This is a genomic window from Vreelandella olivaria, from assembly GCF_023507745.1.
Lineage (GTDB): Bacteria > Pseudomonadota > Gammaproteobacteria > Pseudomonadales > Halomonadaceae > Vreelandella > Vreelandella olivaria_A.
Window position 1 is genome coordinate 51,083 of sequence record NZ_JALPZO010000172.1, and the last position, 19,136, is coordinate 70,218.

Annotated in this window: 18 protein-coding genes; 12 read left to right on the forward strand and 6 right to left on the reverse strand. The window is 53.0% G+C overall.

The features are described 5' to 3' along the window. The 4 genes from HP566_RS20275 (at position 1) to HP566_RS20290 (ending at position 4,529) form a co-directional block, all read left to right on the forward strand. Positions 1-684, forward strand: a complete 684-nt coding sequence (locus tag HP566_RS20275; RefSeq protein ID WP_249979108.1) for an SDR family oxidoreductase — start codon at positions 1-3, stop codon at positions 682-684. A gap of 113 nt (positions 685-797) precedes the next feature. Further along, positions 798-1,790, forward strand: coding sequence for an LLM class flavin-dependent oxidoreductase (locus HP566_RS20280; RefSeq protein ID WP_249979109.1), 993 nt, complete (start codon positions 798-800; stop codon positions 1,788-1,790). A gap of 219 nt (positions 1,791-2,009) precedes the next feature. Then, entirely contained in the window at positions 2,010-2,504 is a 495-nt protein-coding gene (locus HP566_RS20285; RefSeq protein WP_249979110.1) for a GNAT family N-acetyltransferase, read from the forward strand. 360 nt (positions 2,505-2,864) lie between these two features. Then, positions 2,865-4,529, forward strand: coding sequence for a methyl-accepting chemotaxis protein (locus HP566_RS20290; protein ID WP_249979111.1), 1,665 nt, complete (start codon positions 2,865-2,867; stop codon positions 4,527-4,529). A gap of 139 nt (positions 4,530-4,668) precedes the next feature. Here HP566_RS20290 and HP566_RS20295 read toward each other — a convergent pair whose 3' ends face one another. Beyond that, entirely contained in the window at positions 4,669-5,217 is a 549-nt protein-coding gene (locus HP566_RS20295) for a DUF1415 domain-containing protein (protein WP_249979112.1), read from the reverse strand. 78 nt (positions 5,218-5,295) lie between these two features. Then, a complete protein-coding gene (locus HP566_RS20300) occupies positions 5,296-5,964 on the reverse strand; it encodes a GntR family transcriptional regulator (RefSeq protein ID WP_249979113.1) in 669 nt (222 codons plus the stop codon). A gap of 233 nt (positions 5,965-6,197) precedes the next feature. On the opposite strand from HP566_RS20300, the gene HP566_RS20305 reads away from it, so the two are divergent. The 7 genes from HP566_RS20305 (at position 6,198) to HP566_RS20335 (ending at position 12,677) form a co-directional block, all read left to right on the forward strand. Further along, on the forward strand, positions 6,198-6,755 hold the full coding sequence (locus HP566_RS20305) for a chromate transporter (protein ID WP_249979114.1): 558 nt from the start codon (positions 6,198-6,200) through the stop codon (positions 6,753-6,755). Further along, positions 6,752-7,282, forward strand: a complete 531-nt coding sequence (locus HP566_RS20310; protein WP_249979115.1) for a chromate transporter — start codon at positions 6,752-6,754, stop codon at positions 7,280-7,282. The genes HP566_RS20305 and HP566_RS20310 overlap by 4 nt, the downstream gene beginning before the upstream one ends. 111 nt (positions 7,283-7,393) lie before the next feature. Next, a complete protein-coding gene (locus tag HP566_RS20315) occupies positions 7,394-8,374 on the forward strand; it encodes a Bug family tripartite tricarboxylate transporter substrate binding protein (RefSeq protein WP_249979116.1) in 981 nt (326 codons plus the stop codon). Positions 8,375-8,447: 73 nt separating this feature from the next. Beyond that, a complete protein-coding gene (locus HP566_RS20320; protein WP_249979117.1) occupies positions 8,448-8,921 on the forward strand; it encodes a tripartite tricarboxylate transporter TctB family protein in 474 nt (157 codons plus the stop codon). 16 nt (positions 8,922-8,937) lie between these two features. Beyond that, positions 8,938-10,446 carry a tripartite tricarboxylate transporter permease gene (locus tag HP566_RS20325; protein WP_249979118.1) on the forward strand — a complete coding sequence of 503 codons (1,509 nt, stop codon included), beginning with the start codon at positions 8,938-8,940 and terminating at the stop codon, positions 10,444-10,446. Positions 10,447-10,480: 34 nt separating this feature from the next. Beyond that, the gene (locus HP566_RS20330) at positions 10,481-12,088 is read left to right on the forward strand and encodes a gamma-glutamyltransferase family protein (RefSeq protein WP_249979119.1); all 1,608 of its coding nucleotides are present in this window, start codon (positions 10,481-10,483) and stop codon (positions 12,086-12,088) included. 169 nt (positions 12,089-12,257) lie between these two features. Then, the gene (locus HP566_RS20335) at positions 12,258-12,677 is read left to right on the forward strand and encodes a GFA family protein (protein ID WP_249979120.1); all 420 of its coding nucleotides are present in this window, start codon (positions 12,258-12,260) and stop codon (positions 12,675-12,677) included. Between the two features lie 121 nt (positions 12,678-12,798). Here the strand turns inward: HP566_RS20335 and arfA are convergent, their stop codons facing one another. Both arfA and dkgB read right to left on the reverse strand, forming a co-directional pair. Beyond that, a complete protein-coding gene (arfA, locus tag HP566_RS20340; protein ID WP_249979121.1) occupies positions 12,799-12,948 on the reverse strand; it encodes an alternative ribosome rescue factor ArfA in 150 nt (49 codons plus the stop codon). Positions 12,949-13,056: 108 nt separating this feature from the next. Beyond that, entirely contained in the window at positions 13,057-13,866 is an 810-nt protein-coding gene (gene dkgB / locus HP566_RS20345; RefSeq protein ID WP_249979122.1) for a 2,5-didehydrogluconate reductase DkgB, read from the reverse strand. Between the two features lie 234 nt (positions 13,867-14,100). Here dkgB and HP566_RS20350 point away from each other — a divergent pair, with 234 nt between their 5' ends. Further along, positions 14,101-15,360, forward strand: a complete 1,260-nt coding sequence (locus tag HP566_RS20350) for an MFS transporter (protein ID WP_249979123.1) — start codon at positions 14,101-14,103, stop codon at positions 15,358-15,360. On the opposite strand, the gene cobA is transcribed toward HP566_RS20350, so the two are convergent. Both cobA and HP566_RS20360 read right to left on the reverse strand, forming a co-directional pair. Further along, positions 15,325-16,224, reverse strand: coding sequence for a uroporphyrinogen-III C-methyltransferase (gene cobA / locus HP566_RS20355; protein WP_249979124.1), 900 nt, complete (start codon positions 16,222-16,224; stop codon positions 15,325-15,327). The two genes, HP566_RS20350 and cobA, sit on opposite strands and share 36 nt — an antisense overlap. After that, positions 16,184-18,922, reverse strand: a complete 2,739-nt coding sequence (locus HP566_RS20360; protein ID WP_249979125.1) for a nitrate reductase — start codon at positions 18,920-18,922, stop codon at positions 16,184-16,186. The genes cobA and HP566_RS20360 overlap by 41 nt, the downstream gene beginning before the upstream one ends. Positions 18,923-19,136: the final 214 nt, after the last annotated feature.

The following is a 19,136-nucleotide window of genomic DNA, read 5'->3' on the forward strand; positions in this document are numbered from 1 at the left end:
ATGCAACACCGCGTACTGCTGATCACTGGCGCCTCAAGCGGCATCGGTGCTGCCACTGCACGCGCTGCATCACGCGAGGGCTACCAGCTGGTGCTTGCTGCCCGCTCTGCTGATAAATTAACCACCCTATCCCAAGAGCTGGGGCCGGAAAACACCCTCGCCTGTGAGTTGGATGTCACCGATATGGCGCAGCAGAAAGCCATGGTGGAACAGTGTTTGGAGACCTTTGGGCGCCTGGATGCCGTTTTTGCCAACGCAGGACGCGGCGGCACCCCTGGCGGCTTTAGTAACGCCGACCACAATACATGGCGAGAGATGATACTCACTAATATCTACGGGGTAGGGCTCACGATACAAGCGTGCCTGCCAGCGTTAAAACGCAGTAAAGGGCATATACTACTTACCGGTTCAGCGGCTGGCCGTACAACAATCCCTGGCTCAATGTATAGCGCAACCAAGTGGGCCGTCACCGGTATAGGCTATAACTTGCGGGAGGAGTTACGCGGTTCAGGCATGCGTGTCACCTTGATTGAGCCAGGCATGGTCGATACTCCCTTCTTTGACGAGCCTCCGGAGTATGCACTTAAAGATCGGGATATTGCTAACGCAGTCATCTACGCCCTGGCCCAACCAGCCCACGTGGATGTTAATGAAATACTTATTCGCCCCACACCGACCGAATAACCCAATCGCTGGCGCCAATGCCTTGCATTTATCCCTACCCGCCCGCATAACGTTCTATTACCAAGCGTGCTAATTAACCTAGTACGCCACATCGTTAGCAATGCAGGTGACCCATGAGCCAACTCGCCACCCCCGCTCTTTCTGTGCTGGATCTAGCACCTATTCGCCAGGGCGGCACAGCTGCCGAAACTTTTCACCAGACGGTTGAATTGGCACAGCGGATAGAGCAGCTCGGCTATACGCGCTACTGGCTGGCGGAGCATCACAATATTGCGGGTATTGCCAGCGCAGCAACCGCCGTGCTGATTGGCCATGTAGCCGGTCAAACCACCACCCTGCGCGTTGGTAGTGGTGGAATTATGCTTCCCAATCATCCCCCGCTGGTAATCGCTGAGCAGTTCGGAACGCTGGAAACCCTCTATCCCGGCCGTATCGATTTGGGCCTTGGCCGGGCGCCCGGCTCAGATGGCGCCACTATGCGCGCCATGCGGCGAAGCATGCAGGCAGGTGTAGACGACTTCCCCGAACAGCTTGATGAGCTGCGCCGCTATTTAAGTGAAGCCGAACCCCATCAGCAGGTCAAAGCGGTACCAGGACAAGGCACTCACGTACCCATCTGGCTGCTGGGTTCCAGCGGCTATAGCGCCCAACTGGCAGCCAGGCTTGGCTTGCCATTTGCCTTTGCGGCACAGTTTGCGCCGGGCTACTTATTTGAAGCACTGAGGCTCTACCGTGATAATTTCCGCCCATCGGAGCATCTCTCCAAGCCCTACGTCATGGTTGGCCTGCCCGTCATCGCGGCGGAAAACGATGCCATGGCGCACTACCTGGCCACCACAGCCCAGCAGAAATTTCTCAACCTGATTCGCGGTAAGCCTACTCAATCTCAGCCACCGGTTGAGCACTTGGACTGGAATCCGGTTGAGCAGGCACAGGTGGGGCAGTTTTTGGGCGCCGCCATTATTGGCGGACATGACACCGTAAAGGCAGGGCTGGAAGAGTTTCAAGTACGTACAGGCGCCGATGAATTAATGCTCAATAGTGACTTCTACAATCACGCCGACCGCGTCCGTAGCTATGAAATCGTTGCGGAGGTAATGCGGTAAGTGTACAGCTGGATATCAATGGCATGTGAGGGGGGCAAATGCGCCCCCTACTTGCTACTGTCACGATGGTCGTTGTTTGAAGAGACCATGAAATTGCATTGTCTACCGTTTTAGCCACAGCCATTAACAAATGAGTCGCGTGCCCACGCATCGTTGATGAACCTGGAGTGGCTAACGCAGCCTTTGCCATGCATTCCATTATTGCTGGAAATACTACCTATGTCTCCGCTGATCTACACGCCAATGACCTATGCAGATTTCATTACATTCTGGCCTGCTTTCCAGTCGATTGTGGCGGCTGAAGAAACATACGCCATAGATCCCGACATTACCTTGGCTGATGCCTACCACTTGTGGTGTAGCGTCCCTAAAGTCACCTTTGCGGTAAAAGATAACCAGGGCCAGTTGTTAGGTGCTTACTATTTAAAAACCAATGCTGCCGGCCCCGGAAAACACGTATGCAACTGTGGCTATATGGTGTCCCCTGCTGCACGTGGCAAAGGGGTTGCCCGCAGCATGTGCCAGCACTCCCAACAGACCGCACGTGAACTGGGGTTTGAGGCGATGCAGTTTAACGCCGTCGTCGCAACCAATGAAGTTGCCGTCGCACTATGGCAACGTCTTGGCTTTGATATTGTCGGGACGGTTCCCAACGCTTTCAGACATGCAAAACATGGGTTAGTCGATACCTACGTGATGTACAAAGCATTATAAATTCACTAACGCACAGTAAAAGCCTGCAACCAGCACCGTTTACATACCAGAACGTTGCCCCACTGCCTGGTGACACAGGGTAACGCTTGCGATACGTGCCAACCCGCCAATGTAGCACTCACAAAATACAATAAAAACAATAACTAACGAAAAATTCTCATATTTAACAACAAAAACAAAACAAGGTATTCAAAGAAAATTAAACAAAATATTTAACTATACACCCACATGGTTAATTCCCAACCTTGGATCTCACACCTTATGATAATTTAATTCTCCCTATTGAATCGATTTCTTATTGCTATCGTCTAATTTCCCAAAACGTCAATAAAGACGTAGGGTAAATTCGGAGGATGCTTAATGAGGAACATCTCAGTTAAAAAGATGATTACGGGCGCATTACTTATACTATTGGCAATGATTGTGTTGGTAGGCGGTATGGGTATCAAGGAAGAGAGGGAAGCGGCCCAGCTACTCTCAGAAATTAATCAAACAAATGCTCAACAAGCCCAGGCTGCCAGCCCTGCTGAGACGAATTTAATGGAAATGCGCGTCAGGCTGGCCAGAATGGCTCAGTATTACAGTAGTGGTAATAGCAGTCGCGCTGAAACGGCGCTTCAGGAAGCGCAAAACAGCCTGAACCAAGCTGACCTACGCCTACAATCATTACTTGATATTGAACTACCGCCCAACTCGGCTCGCAGGCCACTAATAGACGACATTGTTCAGAGTTATAATAATGTAGTGACTGAAAGCCTTAGAAACGACTTATCCAATGGCCGCTTTACAGCATTAGAGGAACACCTTGACCCTATTAACGAGCGCTTCCCTGCCTTCAGTAACGCAATTGAGCAGTTCAACAATTACGCCTTTGAAAGAGGCGAACAGATTTATGCTGATACGGTACGTGAAAGTATCATATTCAGCATAACCGTAGGAACCATTCTGCTTATTGCTATTATTCTTTATATTGCCATGCAAGTGGTTATTAATCGGATTTTCATTACTCCCCTGCAACGTGCTGTACAAATTTGCGAGAATATCGCCAAGGGGGATCTGACCAGCCATATTGATGATCGCGGTAAGAATGAAATAGGCCGGCTTTATAGCGCCATGGATGATATGCAGAGCCGCCTGGAAGATATGATCAGTACGTTAAATCAAAGCAGTGAAGCGGTTGCCAGCAGCTCCAAACAGATCGCAAGCGGCAGTCAGGACCTGGCCTCGCGTACTGAAGAGCAGGCTGCCGCCTTACAACAAACCGCTGCCAGTATGGATGAAATTTCCTCCATCGTGCGCCAGAACGCTGAAACCGCCAGTCAGGCAGAACTGCTCACCCAGGATGCATCGCGCAAAGCAGAGACCGGTAAACAGGAGTCTGGGCAAACCAACCACTTAATGCGGGATCTGGAAGCCAGTTCCCAAAAAGTGAACGAGATCATCCAGGTTATTGACTCCATTGCGTTCCAAACCAATATCCTGGCACTTAACGCTTCCGTTGAAGCTGCACGGGCTGGCGAGCATGGTCGAGGCTTTGCGGTAGTGGCAAGCGAGGTTCGTTCACTTGCCACCAAAACATCAAACTCTTCCAAAGAGATCCGTACAATGATTGAGGATATCTCTACACGTATCGCCGAAGGCGCCAACCAGGCGCTCAAAAACGGAGAAAGCATGGACGAAATAAACCAGGCGATTCTGCGTGTTACCGATATGATGCAGGAGTTGGCACTCGCCGCTAAAGAGCAGGAATCAGGCATTAGCCAGATTAGCACTGCCGTGGCGCAGATGGATTCCGCCACCCAGGAAAACGTCTCTCTGGTTGAGGAAACCAGCACCGCTTCCTCAGCCCTGGAAGAAGAAGCAGCTCGATTGGCCGAGTTGGTAATGACCTTTAAATTAAACCACTCTGGACGCGCCTCCCTCTCTTCAACACCAGCAGCACCGTTGCAACGCCCGCCTATGAAGTCAAAAACACCAGCGATTACTCAACCGCGTACTGCGGAACCGCAGTGGGAAGAGTTTTAATGGTTAACGCGTGAACAGGAGTTGAGCGCACCGTGTATTTTTCCACCCTATCGGATAGGTTAAGGGTACTCAGACAGGCGTCCCACAACACTATGATAGGGTGGCAAACAGACACAACTGATGACCACAGCACGGGCAGTCAGCGTAAACAGCGCTGAAGCTGCTCTTCCACAGTCGCATCTCCTAACGCATTCAAATGGGTGATATTACGCTCAGGGATAAGCGAGGTGTCCCCGTAAAAGGCAATCGCCTTTTCCACACTGGCTTCACGCAGTAGATGTACCATTGCGTAGGGTGAACGGTTCGTATAGTTGGCCACATCATCAGGTCCAGCATCAGCAAAGCAGTAATCCGGGTGAAACGTTGCCAGCTGATACGTTCCCTCATACCCCTGCTCGGCCAGCAGGCTTTCCGCCAACTCCACATAGTCTAAATAGTGGTCGAAACTTTTAAACAGAGTGGGAAACACCAGCAACGTTGTTTCTGTTTCCGGATGTTCGTTTAACCACTCAATTTCAGCGACAAGTTCTTCCAGCGCCACCTCCATTTTTTTCGAGCGTACTACCCCAACCCGGATGCTGCTGCGCTCCAGCTCGCGGCTGGCGAAAGGGCAAATATTGTGCTCCACAATAAATGAACGCACCCATGCCAACGTCTGCTCGGCAATTTTATTATCTGTTTCCTGCATCGTGCCCCCTAGTTGCCACGCCCACCAGTGGCAGACTCATTGAGTGGACCAGTGTACATGCAGGTAACACTGAATGCTTCAGGCATGCTTCTGATAACGCGCCAATGCCACATCGTAGGATTTGTGAATATGATCATCCATCAGTGCCCGGGCCGCTTTGGCATCGCGCTGCAAAGCCAGTTCGACTAACTTATGATGCTGGTCATCCAACTCCTGTCGAATCGTCGGGATTTTAGGGCCAAGCCGGCGATACCGATCAAACTGGTCGTGTAGCTGCTCAATAAACCGTAATAGCCACACTGAACCGCAAGGCGCCACTAGCGTGCGATGAAAGTGGCTATGCAATTGCTCCCACTCTTCGCCCTTATCCAGCGTGACATCTGTGCGCCTTAAGCGGTGTGCCGCCGCCAACAGATCCGCTTCCCATAACGCATCGCCATGTGCAATGGCCCGCTCAAGCGCCATGCCTTCAAGCTCCAGCCGCATCTGAGCAATGTCGTCTAACTCATTTCGGGAAAGCTTGGGGACTCTAAACCCGCGCTGATTCTCCTGGGTAAGCAGGCCATAAGCCGCTAATTTGTTCAGGGCCTCACGCAGAGGGCTAAGTCCTACCTGGTACTGCTCCTTTAGCGTATTGATAGCAAGCTTTTCACCCGCAGCAAAACGCCCACTAATCAGATCCTTGCGCAATGTATCGTAGATACGGCTTGATGATGTGCCTACGGGAGGCTGGATAGGGTTATTCATTGCGGGTTCCTTTTGCAAACCTTCACGTTGTCTGCTCTCAAATGCGTTTTCCCAATGGGTTGCACCTGCCTCGATGGTGTATGTGCAGGCATGATTTGCCGCCAAGTGTTGACGCCTCTCTCAAGCCTCACTTATATTCTATTTTAGATAAAATAATCGATTTTTTAATATACAAACGATAAACAGGTATCTCTCATGTATGTGATCATGCCCTTTAACCGAGTGCCGCATCAATGAAGCAGACGGCACTATTTTGGGCGTTTTTCCGAGTCGGTATTTTCGGTTTTGGCGGCGGCCCCTCCATGATTCCGCTAGTTCATGCCGAGGTGGTCAAACGACACCAGTGGCTAAACGATGAGGAGTTTGCTGACGTCCTCGCCATTGGTAATGCACTGCCTGGGCCTATCGCCACCAAAATGCCAGGATATATCGGCTACCGTGTGGCGGGAATCAGTGGTTGCATTATTTCAGTAATCGCCTTAATCCTGCCAATGATCATCGCAATGATTATCATGTTAGGCATATTCAGCCGATACCGCGATGTGGCCTGGATCCGTGGTATGGGGCAAGCGGTTATCCCGGTGGTGATGGTCATGCTGGGCCAGTTGACCTGGGATTTTTTTGACAAATCCAAAGCAGCACTTGGCTGGCTGACAAGCGCGCTGATGGCCATTGTAGCTGGCGGTTTGATTTATTGGCTTGGAGTACACCCAGGCTGGGTAATTGGTGCCATTCTACTGACAGCACTACTGCGGCCAAACCATAAAAAACGTGCGGAGGGCTCAGCGTGATCTATTGGGAGCTCTTCCTGGCCTTTTTTATCCCCAACATCATCGGGTATGGCGGTGGCCCGGCCATTATCCCTTTAATTGAAACAGAAGTGGTTGGCCGTTACGGCTGGATGACTTCGCAGGAATTTGCCGAAACGCTGGCTTTGGGAAACGCGCTGCCAAGCCCTATTGCAACCAAAATGGCCGGTTATGTGGGCTATGAGGTAGCGGGCATTGGCGGCGCCATAGTCGCGGTTGCTGCAACAGTGGTGCCCTCACTACTTCTTATGCTGGGTGCCTTGGGGCTGCTTTACCGGCACCGGGACTCACCGCGGGTAAAGCGCATGAGCCAATGGGTCCGCCCCGTTATCGCCATGATGATGGCATGGCTGACACTTGGCTTCTTCCTGGAGAGTATGGATGCCAGCGGCGCCGTACACACAATCATCATCGGCGTAGTGGCCGCTGTCGCGCTCGTGGGCTTTAAGACTCACCCTGCTTTTGTCGTCTTCGGCGCATTGATCTATGGAGGTCTATTGCTAGGCTGATCTGATACTTCACCAACGATAATAAGAACCCGGTATGGAACCACGCGCTCACCATACCGCTGCCAACCGGCAGCGGCACACACCAACTCAATCCTACCAAGGTGTATAAGAATGACGCGTTCAAAACTTACTCTAAATACGACCCTCGCAGCCATTGGATTGGCGTCCAGCCTGGCGATAACCTCAACAGCCCATGCGGATTACCCAGAGCAGGATATTCGCTTGATCATCCCCTACGGGCCGGGTGGTGCAACGGATATTCTCTTTCGGTTGATTTCACAGGAAGCTGAAAAAACACTGGGAGCCTCGATCATTCCTGTCAATATGGCAGGCGCGGGAGCCACATTGGGGTCACGCAATGTAAAAGATGCCGCTCCAGACGGCTACACACTGCTTGGCAGTCATGACACCATTGCACTTTCCAAACTCGCAGGGACCGTCGACTACTCATTTGATGCATTTGAGCCTGTCGCCCTGCTGACCCAAACCATCAATATCCCGGCATCTCATTCCAACCATGCAGTACAGAGCGCAGACCAGATCGCCGACTATGTCCGCGACAATCCTGGGCAGGTGCGCTTCAGTATGATCCCCAGTTCCACCGACCACTTTTTCTGGGCGCAGTTTTTTCAGGAAACGGGCATCGATATGGCAGATGTTCGCCTGGTCGGATACCCGGATACCGGTGAACAGGTTTCCGCATTGATGGCAGAAGAAATTGACTTTGCGATGTTCAACCTGCCGTCAGGCGGTGCTTTTTTTGAAGATGGAACGTTCCGCGCCCTGGGCATTGCCCACCCGGAGCGCCTTGACAGTATGCCCGATGTGCCCACCCTGCGTGAGCTGGGCATTGAGATGGATCACTCTACCAGCCGCGGTATTTTTGCCCCACTGGGCACACCACAGGACGTATTGGATACGCTTGCTGACGCCTATGGCACCGCCCTCGAAAATGAACAGGTACAAAGCCGCATCGAAAACGAGTTTGGTTCTGTCGTGCGCTTCCTTGCCGGAGAAGATTACCAGGCATTCTTAACTGAAAATGAGGCGGCACTCTCTGCCGCCGCCGAGAACATCGACTTTCAGAACTAACGCCTAACGTTAATTTTTCAAGCTAACGTTCCCAGTGGCTCTTGAGTCCTGGGAGCGCCTGGAGGCATCGCTAATGCTAACGCTAACCAAAGACCGCGCGCTGGCGCTGGCGCTGCTCTTGATCGTAGCTGTCATGTGGGTGGAGTCTGGCTCTATCAGACCCCCGACCAGTTGGCAGCCATATGGATCAGCACTCTTTCCGCGCATCTTGCTGGTCACTATCGCGCTACTCTCACTACTACTGTTGGCGCGTACTTTTTTTACCAGGGTGGCAACACCGTACAAACCTTGGCCACTTGCGGCCAAAGAGTGGCTTATTCACCGTAAAACCATCGTCGCTTTATTTCTCTTTTTTGGTCTGTATGCCGCCCTGCTGCCCATCGTCGGCTATATCACCGCGACCATCAGTTTCCTGGTGGTATCGCTGGCGCTACTGCTCGGCATTGATACAAAACGCAAGTGGATCATCAACCTGGGGATCAGTTGCACCTTCGCGCCGCTGGTATTTGTGATTTTTCGCTATGGCTTAAACGTCTGGCTGCCCTAATGTTGAGGAACCACGCATGACGAACTTTTTTCTTCAAGCGCTGACCGAAGTAGGTAGCCCAGCCGTATTGAGTTTAATCATTCTCGGCGTTCTATTCGGTATTGTCGGGGGCAGTATTCCTGGCTTTACCGTTACCATGGCTATTCTGGTTGTTTTTCCCTTCACCTTCGCCATGGACCCGGTCAGCGGTGTATCACTGATGATAGGTGTCTTTGTCGGCGGCTACTCTGGGGGCATTGTCTCCGGGGTGATGTTGGGTATTCCTGGAACTCCCTCATCAATTACCACCGTTTATGACGGCTACCCCATGGCGCAGCGAGGGGAACCAGGCCGTGCACTGGGTATCGGGGTAATGTCCTCTTTTCTCGGCACCCTGATCAGCGTTGCGGTTCTGGTTTTCTTTGGGCCTTTAATTGCAAGCTTCAGCATGAACTTCCGCCCGTGGGAGATCACCGCATTGATCGTATTTGCGTTAACCCTGGTTGCCGGGCTTTCAAACGGAGCACTGCTAAAAGGGCTGCTAGCCGCTGCCATTGGGCTGTTGATTACCACCGTGGGCTACGATCGCAACAGCAACCTGCGGTTTGATTTCGGTCTACCCGTATTAGGGTCAGGTTTTGAGATGCTACCGGTGATGATTGGTGTATTTGCTTTCTCTCAGTTGCTGGGCAACATCGAAAAGATGCGCGATGAAGGGAGTAGTGGCAAAGGTGTGGATACGAACGTCACCATCCCCTACGGCCTGATTATGAAGGATATGGCAGCACAGAAACTCAATACGTTACGCTCATCACTGATTGGCAGTTTAGTGGGCGCCCTGCCAGGCACCGGCGGCACAGTAGCCAACTTTGTGAGCTACGACCAAGCCAAGAAATTTTCGCGTCATCCTGAGGAGTTTGGCAAAGGCACACCCAGCGGCATTGTGGCGTCTGAAGCATCGAACAGTGCTGTCGCAGGGGGCGCTTTTGTTCCCACCCTGGCGCTCGGCATCCCAGGCGATCTCCCCATGGCAATCATGATGGGGGTACTGATCCTGCACGGCATAACCCCAGGGCCGATGATGTTTGAGCAAAACCCGGTACTGGTGGGTGCTATCTACGCCAGCCTGTTGATTGGCGCCGTTGTGATGGTGCTGTGTAACCTTCTGCTGGTACGCTGGTTCGCCAAGATTTCTCTCATTCCCCAGCAAATTCTTGTACCCGTAGTGTTGATGCTGTGCGCCATTGGCGCCTATGCGCTAAACAACAACCTGTTTGATATATGGGTGCTGTTTATTTTCGGGGTTATTGGCTACTTGCTCTGGAAAGCAGAGGTTCCGCTGACGCCTCTTATATTGGGCGTTGTACTGGGCAACAACCTGGAACGGCAGCTCTTCCGGGCACTGGAGCTGGATGCCAGTTGGCTTACGTTCTTAACCCGGCCGCTCTCAGCCCTCTTCCTGGCGCTTGCTGTTGCTTCGGTCGTTTTCTCACTTTATCAAGACCGTAAGGTACAGCGACTAAAAAAAGTTTCCTCATCACAATAGACACACCTTAAACGCTGCCGCAAAGGATAAATGTATGCAACATGACGCTTTTTATTACCCCAGCGCTTCCCGCCGTATGGCCACCTTTGGCAAACGCGGCATGGTCGCTACCTCTCAACCCCTTGCTGCACAAGTGGGCATCACTGTTTTACAACAGGGGGGAAATGCCATTGATGCGGCGATTGCTACGGCAGCGGCGCTTACCGTCGTTGAACCCACCTCTAACGGTATCGGCAGTGATGCTTTCGCTATCGTATGGGTCGATGGCAAATTACATGGCCTTAATGCCAGTGGCCCTGCCCCACAGGCAGCCACCATTGAAGCACTGAAGGCGCTGGGGCACGATGAAATGCCGAACCACGGTATGTTGCCGGTGACGGTTCCTGGTGCTCCCGCTGCGTGGGCAGCGCTTTCTGAACGCTTTGGTAAGCTGCCTTTTGCCGATTTATTGGCCCCGGCTATTGCGCTGGCAAAAGAAGGATTTGCCGTCACCCCGGTTATCCACCAGATGTGGGAAGAGGCTTACCACCATTACTCGGTCTATCCCGATGCAGCCTTTAAACCCTGGTACGACACCTTTGCCCCAAAAGGCCGAGCGCCCCGACCGGGAGAGGTGTGGTCTTCTCCCGGCCACGCTAAAAGCCTGGCGGCCATAGCAGCTACCAACGCGGATGCTTTTTACCAAGGCGAACTGGCCGATGCAATGGATGCATTTTCCCGAGAGCATGGCGGTTTGCTACGCAAAGCAGACCTTATGGCCTACCAGCCAGAATGGGTAGACCCTATTAGCGTGCGCTACAAAGGTCATGATATCTGGGAGATTCCGCCTAACGGAAGCGGCATGATTGTTCTCCAGGCGCTGGGTATGCTGGAACGGCTGGAGGAGTGTGGGGGAGATCCCGTGGAAACGCTGCACCGCCGCATTGAAGCCACCAAGCTGGCCTATGTTGACGGCTTTAAGCATATTACCGAACGGGCAGCAATGGCCCCCACAACGGAGCAGATGCTTAGCGATGCGTACTTAAAAACGCGAGCCGCGCTGATTGGTGAACAAGCGGTAGACCCGATTCATGGTAATCCACTGCAAGGGGGAACAGTTTATCTTGCTACCGCAGACAACGACGGCAACATGGTGTCGCTGATTCAAAGTAACTTCAAAGGGTTCGGCTCAGGCATGGTAGTACCGGAAACCGGTATCAGTCTGCAAAATCGCGGCTGGTCGTTCTCACTTGACCCGCAGCATACCAATGCTCTGGCCCCTGGCAAGCGCACCTATCACACGATCATTCCCGGCTTTATTACCAAAGATGACCAGGCGGTTGGGCCATTTGGGGTAATGGGCGGCTATATGCAACCCCAAGGGCACGTACAGGTCGTTACCGCCATGCTGGAAGATCATTTGAACCCCCAGGCAGCCCTCGATATGCCACGCTGGAAGTGGACAAAAGGGAAAACGATCGAAGTAGAGGCAAACTTCCCCAATCACCTTGCCCTGGCGCTGGCACGCCGTGGACATCATATCGTAAAAGTGGCCGATTCGATTAGTTTTGGCCGAGGCCAGATTATCTTACGACACCCTGATACAGGCGTATTGGAGGGTGGCACCGAACCACGTACCGATGGAGCAGTGTTGCCGATCTAGGTACTGAATTCCACATGAGATGACATAAAAGCGTTGCTGCCATGCACAACGCTTTTATTTTGTTGATGTAGCGATACGAACGGTTTGCGCCTGGTTAGGCTAAACATATCAAAACAGAAAGGATGACTATAGTTAAGGTTGATCCTACATTGCCACCTGGAGTTATCTCATGTCTGAATCAATGCAAGGCTCTTGCCTCTGTAAGGCGGTTACCGTTTCAGTGACACCCAGCAAACTGCATGTGGATGCCTGCCACTGCACCATTTGCCGTACCTGGGGAGGTGGACCGATGTTTGCAATTGGTGAGCTGCAGGATTTTCAGCTGAAAGGAAGTGAACATGTCAGTGTTTACCATTCATCAGAGTGGGCAAAGCGAGGTTTTTGCCGTCATTGTGGCACGCACCTTTATTTCCACCTCAACGATCAGGATCAGTACCTGGTTCCTGCTGGACTGGTGGCCGGAGATCATCCCCTCGCCTTCAACATGGAAGTCTTCATTGAAGAGAAACCGGCTTTCTATGAGTTTGCCAACCCTACGCAAAAACTAACCGGTGAGGAGCTGTTTAAGCTATACAGTGGACAGGCGTAGTCGGTCCCAGCGCTGTGTAAACAATAAAAAAACCGGCCTGGATAGGCCGGTAAGCTGATGAAAATCTGCACGGCATAGTGTATGCAGAGATGCCAAGGGGAGACATCGCCAAAACGCCTGATTAAGCGGCTTGGCGATACCTCCTGGAGGTATCGCGCCCTTTGCGCGAATAACTGCCTTTGCCTTTTTTAGGTGTTTGCTGCTGCATTTTGAACATCGGTGTACGCAACTGTGCTTTCAACGCGTTATCACGGATCTTACCCTTCTTCATATCGTACTCCTGAATTCTTAAGAGCGTCTTATGAGGCGGCGCATCACGTACGCGCCGCCCTTACGATTTCATTTGGCGCCATCAGTTCCGCATGGTGCGCTTCTTTTTTTATTCATCCCACGCCGGGGCAAAGTCAGGATTGGCAATGCGTTCCTTACGATCCAGTTTGGCAATTTCCGCCATCTCATCATCGCTTAACACCAAATCAAATGCGGCAATGTTACTTTGAATATTGCGCGAACTGCTGGAGGACGGAATAGCAATCATATTGCGCTGTTTCACCCAGGCAAGGGCAATTTGTGCAGGCGTTACGTCATGTGCTTCGGCTATTAGCTTCAAGGTAGGGTCTTGCATTACCTTACCTACCGCCAACGGCATAAAGGCAGTCACTTTAATACCAAGCTGCTCGCAGTGATCAACAAGCCTGCGGTTTTGTAGAAACGGATGCACTTCAATTTGGTTTGTCAGTATTTCACCTTGACCTAAAATGCCCACCGCTTCATCCAACTGCTGGATCGTAAAGTTTGAAACGCCAACACGACGCGCCTTACCAACCTGTTTCACCTCTTTTAGTGCGGATAGATACTCCACCATTGGCACCGCATCGTTAGGCGATGGCCAATGAATCAGTAACAAATCAACATAGTCGCTACCTAATTTTTTAAGACTCTCATCCACACTGGCTTTAAGCGTGGCGGGTTCCAGGTTATCAAACCACACCTTTGTAGTCAGAAAGATCTCTTCCCGTGGTACGCTACTTGAGACAATCGCCTGGCCTACACCAGCTTCATTATTGTAGAACTGCGCCGTATCAATATGGCGATACCCCGCACCCAGCGCCGCGTGGATACTTTGGGTTAAAGTGCCACCTTCCAGACGAAAGGTGCCAAACCCAGGGTTGGGTAGTTCATTGTACATCCGTTACATCCTGTTGGTTTTGATAGCGTGTTAACTAATATGAGGGATAGGCACGCTTACTTCAACCCTCCTCATAAAACGTCTGGAGTGCGCCACTGATATTTCTACGGCCACCCTGGGTATATGGGCAAGGACGCGCTGCGCGCTAACCTATTGGACTTTTTTTGGTTTTCACTACGCCAAACTGAACAAGCAAAGGATAGAATAAAATATTCGCCTGCTAATGATAATATCATGACTTCAATCCACAACACGCCAAATGCCACAGCCCCGCCCGTACTGCCTCTGCACCGCCAGCCAGGTTTTCTGAGCTTTTTACTGTCGCGATTGGCGGCAGTGTTCGCCATGCAAATTCAGGCGATTGTTGTTGCCTGGCAGGTATACGATATTACCCGCGACCCCATGTCATTGGCGTATGTAGGCTTAGCGCAATTTATGCCTATGGTGGTACTGCTTCTGCCTGCGGGGGATTTTGTCGACCGATATTCACGCAAGCGCATTTTGCAACTTAGCTGGGCAGTACAAGGAGTGTGTAGTGCGCTGCTGCTCACACTTTCGCTGAATGGCAGCCAGAACGTGAACGGTTTTTATGCAGTACTTGCACTGTTTGGGGCCGCACGCGCCTTTACCGGGCCTGCCTTACAGAGTCTATTGCCCAACATTGTGCCCCGTACGCAGTTGGCCTCTGCTATTGCGTTGAATAGCTCCATTATGAAAATCGCCGTTATTGGCGGCCCTCTATTAGGCGGCATCCTTTATGGGCTGGGTGGTGGCAGTCTCGCATACAGCGTATGTTTAGGCTGTTTTATTACCGCTCTGGCACTGCTGTTTCCGGTGCCTATCCGCTACGCTGAAGCCGCTAAAACACTGGAAAGTACCGCCATAAAGCGCTTTTCAGCGGGCATTCGCTACATTCGCCATCAGCCCATTATCCTGGGCGCCATTTCGCTGGACCTGTTTGCGGTCTTGCTCGGTGGCGTGGTGGCGCTGCTGCCTATCTATGCACAGGAAGTGCTTCACGTTGGGCCGGAAGGGTTAGGGGCGCTGCGTAGCGCGATTGCGGTGGGCGCCCTGCTCATGGGGCTTTATTTGGGCATTCGCGGTATTAAGCGGCGTGCAGGCTTGGTTATGTTTGTGGCGGTGGCCATTTTCGGCTTAGCCAATCTTGTGTTTGCCTTCTCGACGATTTTCTGGATTTCGCTGGTTGCCATGCTAATTGCAGGAGCTGCCGATATGATTAGTGTCTATGTGCGTATGACACTGATTCAGCTTGCCACTCCTGATGAGATGCGCGGGCGCGTCAATGCGGTCAATATGCTGTTTATCGGTTCCAGCAACGAGCTTGGCGAGTTCCGCGCTGGCAGCATGGCGGCATGGTTTGGTGCCGTCCCTGCTGCCATTATTGGCGGTGTTGGTACACTGGCAGTTGTTGGCGCCTGGATGAAGTTTTTCCCAACACTACGTCGCATCGATCGTTTCGATGATGCCCGCTAACAATGCCGCCGGGCTTTCCGCCACCATGCTCACCACACTGCCCACCATAATCAAGCAGGGCGATGGTAGCGGGTGTGCAGCTAGCCGAGCTGGTATATCAGCCAGCGTCCCCACCAATGCCTGCTGCTCCGGCTGGCTGGCATTGGCTACCAGCATAATCGGCCACTCATCAGGCAGGCCAGCGTGGCGCAGACCGTGGCAAATCGCATCTACCTTGGAAAGTCCCATATAGAACACCAGCGTCTCATCCTGGCGGGCAAGGGAAGCCCAGTCCGGTGCGCCACCCTCCCGGCAAAGCTGCGCGGTAATAAAGCGCAGCTGCTGGGCGTGACCACGGTCAGTAAGCGGAATCCCCATGCTGGCAGCGGCGGCGGATGCAGCCGTAATGCCAGGCACAATTTCTGCACTTAGCGATGCCTCTGCCAAGGCCGCCAGTTCCTCACCCATACGCCCAAACACACCAGGATCTCCCCCTTTCAGGCGTACAACCGATTTACCAGCCTGGGCGAGTTTAACCATTAGTGCGCCTATCTCAGCCTGAGGAACACTGTGATGCCCACGGGCCTTGCCAACATAGTAACGTTCAGTACCTGTTGGAATCAGTGCCAGGACATCATCGCCCACCAATCGGTCGTAGACCACTGCATCGGCTTGCATAAGCAAGCGCGCAGCTTTTAAGGTAAGCAGCTCCACATCACCACTTCCGGCACCCACTAAATAGACCTTGCCCGGCTGGCAATCACCGCGCAGGGGCAGGCGTAACGGGGATGATACGTTACGGCCAAAGGGCGCTAATACCCGTTGGCTCAGGCGCATAAAGGCCTCAGGCCACTTTCGGGTTAACTGTTTGCTTAGCGCACGCATCTGGCCGCTCCTTGTTAAGTATCGATTTAAGTTCCGGAATACAACTACCACACTGGGTACCACAGGCAAGCCGTGCACCTAGTGCTTCCACACTACGGTCACCTGAGCGGATAGCCTTCACAATGGTGGCCTGCCCCACCTGGTGGCAGCTACATACCATCGGCCCTGTCTCTGAGGCCCCATCATCACAACCAGCCAGTAACCGGCGACGATGAGATAGCGTTAGCGTAGCATCACCAAAGCGTGCTTCAAGCCAGGCTAGCCCAGGCAACTCCTGGGGCGGCCCCACCATCAACCACCAGCTTAGGTGGCCATTCACCACTCCTGCCGCACGTAATCTACCCTGCCCGGCATCCTCGCACCAGAGTGAGGCGGGTATGCCCAGCCAGGTTCCCATTTGCGCCAGCCAATTACTAACGGGAACGGTACCGGCAAGCTGCCAGCGCTCACAACTGCCCATGGGAATGTGTGACCAGTAATCAGCCTCGCACCAGGGGCGACTACTATTGAGACCGACACCTTTGGCCACTAACAGCGTCGCCTGCCAGGCCATGTGCAGCTTCGTTAGCGCCACCGCACCGTGTTTGGCTTCCGGTTGACCAGACACCGGATCGGTATAGCCCGTAATCAATGCCCCACTCCGTCCCTGCCCGGTAAAGCAGTCAGTCCAGTGCATGGGCACAAACACTTCCCCCGGACGCTGGGCCGGGGATATACGCACCCGCCCACGATACTCACCCGCAACGGCTGTTAATGTGGCAAGCTCCTGGTCGGCAAGCCCCGCCTTTTCCGCATCCACCGGGTGCAACTCAACAAACGGCTCTGCACGATGACTCATCAAGCGCGGAGCACGTGCGGTTCGGGTCATGGTGTGCCACTGGTCCCTGACCCGTCCGGTATTCAACCGCAGCGGATAAGTGGAACTAAGTGGCTGGGTCGGCATCCGCGGCTCAATGGGCAGGAGCCTTGCCCGGCCATTAGGCGTTGCAAATACGCCATCTTCAAACAGCCTGGGCGTACCACACGGGCACTGCTCCGTGACGGGCCATTGAATCGGCGAGAGTGCATCATAAGCATCTTGCCCTAAACCTGCCAGTCCAGAGATATCAAACAACCGCTTACCATCACCCGCGTTTTCAAATCCCGACAGTTGGGCATGCTCATTAAAGATTTCATAGGGGTGCCCATAGCTAAAGGCTTCGCCAAACCCCATGCGTTTTGCCACTTCACAGATAATCCACCAGTCATGCCGCGCCTCTCCAGGGGGAGGCAGCATGCCACGCTGGCGCGAGATACACCGTTCGGAGTTGGTCACCGTGCCATTTTTTTCCGACCAGCCGGACGCTGGCAACACAATATCAGCATAGGGCAGCAGGTCGGTATGGGCAGCGCATTCCGAAACGATCACCAGCGGGCAGTTAGCCAATGCACGCCGTACCTTGGCAGCATCGGGCATACTAACGGCAGGATTGGTCGCCATCACCCATAGCGCGGTTATCTCACCACGCTCAATAGCCTCAAACAGATCAACCGCTTTGTGACCGGGCGCATGGGGTAGCGTGGGCGCCAGGTGCTCGGTGGCCCAGAAACGGCTCACCCGCTCACGCGCACCTGGCGTATGGTAATCCATATGGGCGGCAAGCTGGTTGGCAAGCCCGCCGACTTCACGTCCCCCCATGGCGTTGGGCTGGCCAGTGATCGAAAAAGGTCCCGCTCCCGCAAGGCCAATTTTACCACCAGCCAGGTGGCAGTTGATAATGGCATTACTCTTATCAGTGCCACTGGTGGATTGATTCACTCCCTGGGAATAGAGTGTTACCACATGTAGTCGGCTGGCAAACCAGTCATAAAACGTCTCCAGATGCGTTGGGTCTATATCACAGATGCTGGCCACATCAGACACCCGGCCTGCGGTTTGCTGGGCAACGCGTAATGCTTCATCAAAACCATCGGTACAGCGTTCGAGATAAGCACTATCCAGTTGATTATTCACCGCCATCCATGCCAGCAAACCATTAAAGAGGTAGGCATCGCTGCCCGGCTGAACCCCCAGATAGAGGTCGGCAATATCACAGCTATCCGTCACCCTGGGATCAATGACCACCACACGCATCAGTGAATTGCGCTCTTTAGCGGCCTTCAAACGCTGGTAAAGCACGGGATGGTTCCAGGCAAGATTGGAACCGACCAGGACTACCAACTCAGCCTCTTCCACATCTTCGTAACTGCAAGGCACTGCATCTGCTCCAAACGCACGCTTATAGCCTGCAACAGCGGAGGCCATGCATAGCCGCGAGTTGGTATCCAGATGAGGTGTTCCGATAAACCCTTTAAACAGTTTGTTGGCGACATAGTAGTCTTCGGTTAAGAGCTGCCCGGAAAGATATGCAGCGATGGAGCGGTTACCATAGGCCAAACGATGCGCCTGAAGTCGCGTGGCAACATCGGTTAACGCCTGCTCCCAGGAAACCTCGACACCATCAACCCGTGGGCGCAGCAACCGTCCCTGCTCGCCAAGGGTTTCATGCAAGGCAGCGCCTTTTACGCAGAGGCGGCCAAAGTTGGCCGGGTGCTTCTGATCACCCTCAACAGAGGTTAATACCCCCTTGTTTAACGTTGCCTTGATACCGCAGCCAACGCCACAGTATGGGCAGGTTGTGCGGTGTTCGTTTCCAGCCGTCCGATCAGCCTGTGGCATTTGCACTTCCCTCTGGCGCTAAAAAGCAAAAAGCGCCCAAGCGAGCCTCAATAAAGAAGCCTGCCTGGACGCCGTTGTCTCAGGGGCACCCTAAAGGTGCCGTACTCATCAGTTTTTTGCTGCCGTTAGCGTTGTTGGTCGCAATTAGTGATTATCATGTTTGTTGGCAAAAATAAGCTGCTATGAGCCGTTATTACTTGTTGCCTTTAACAAA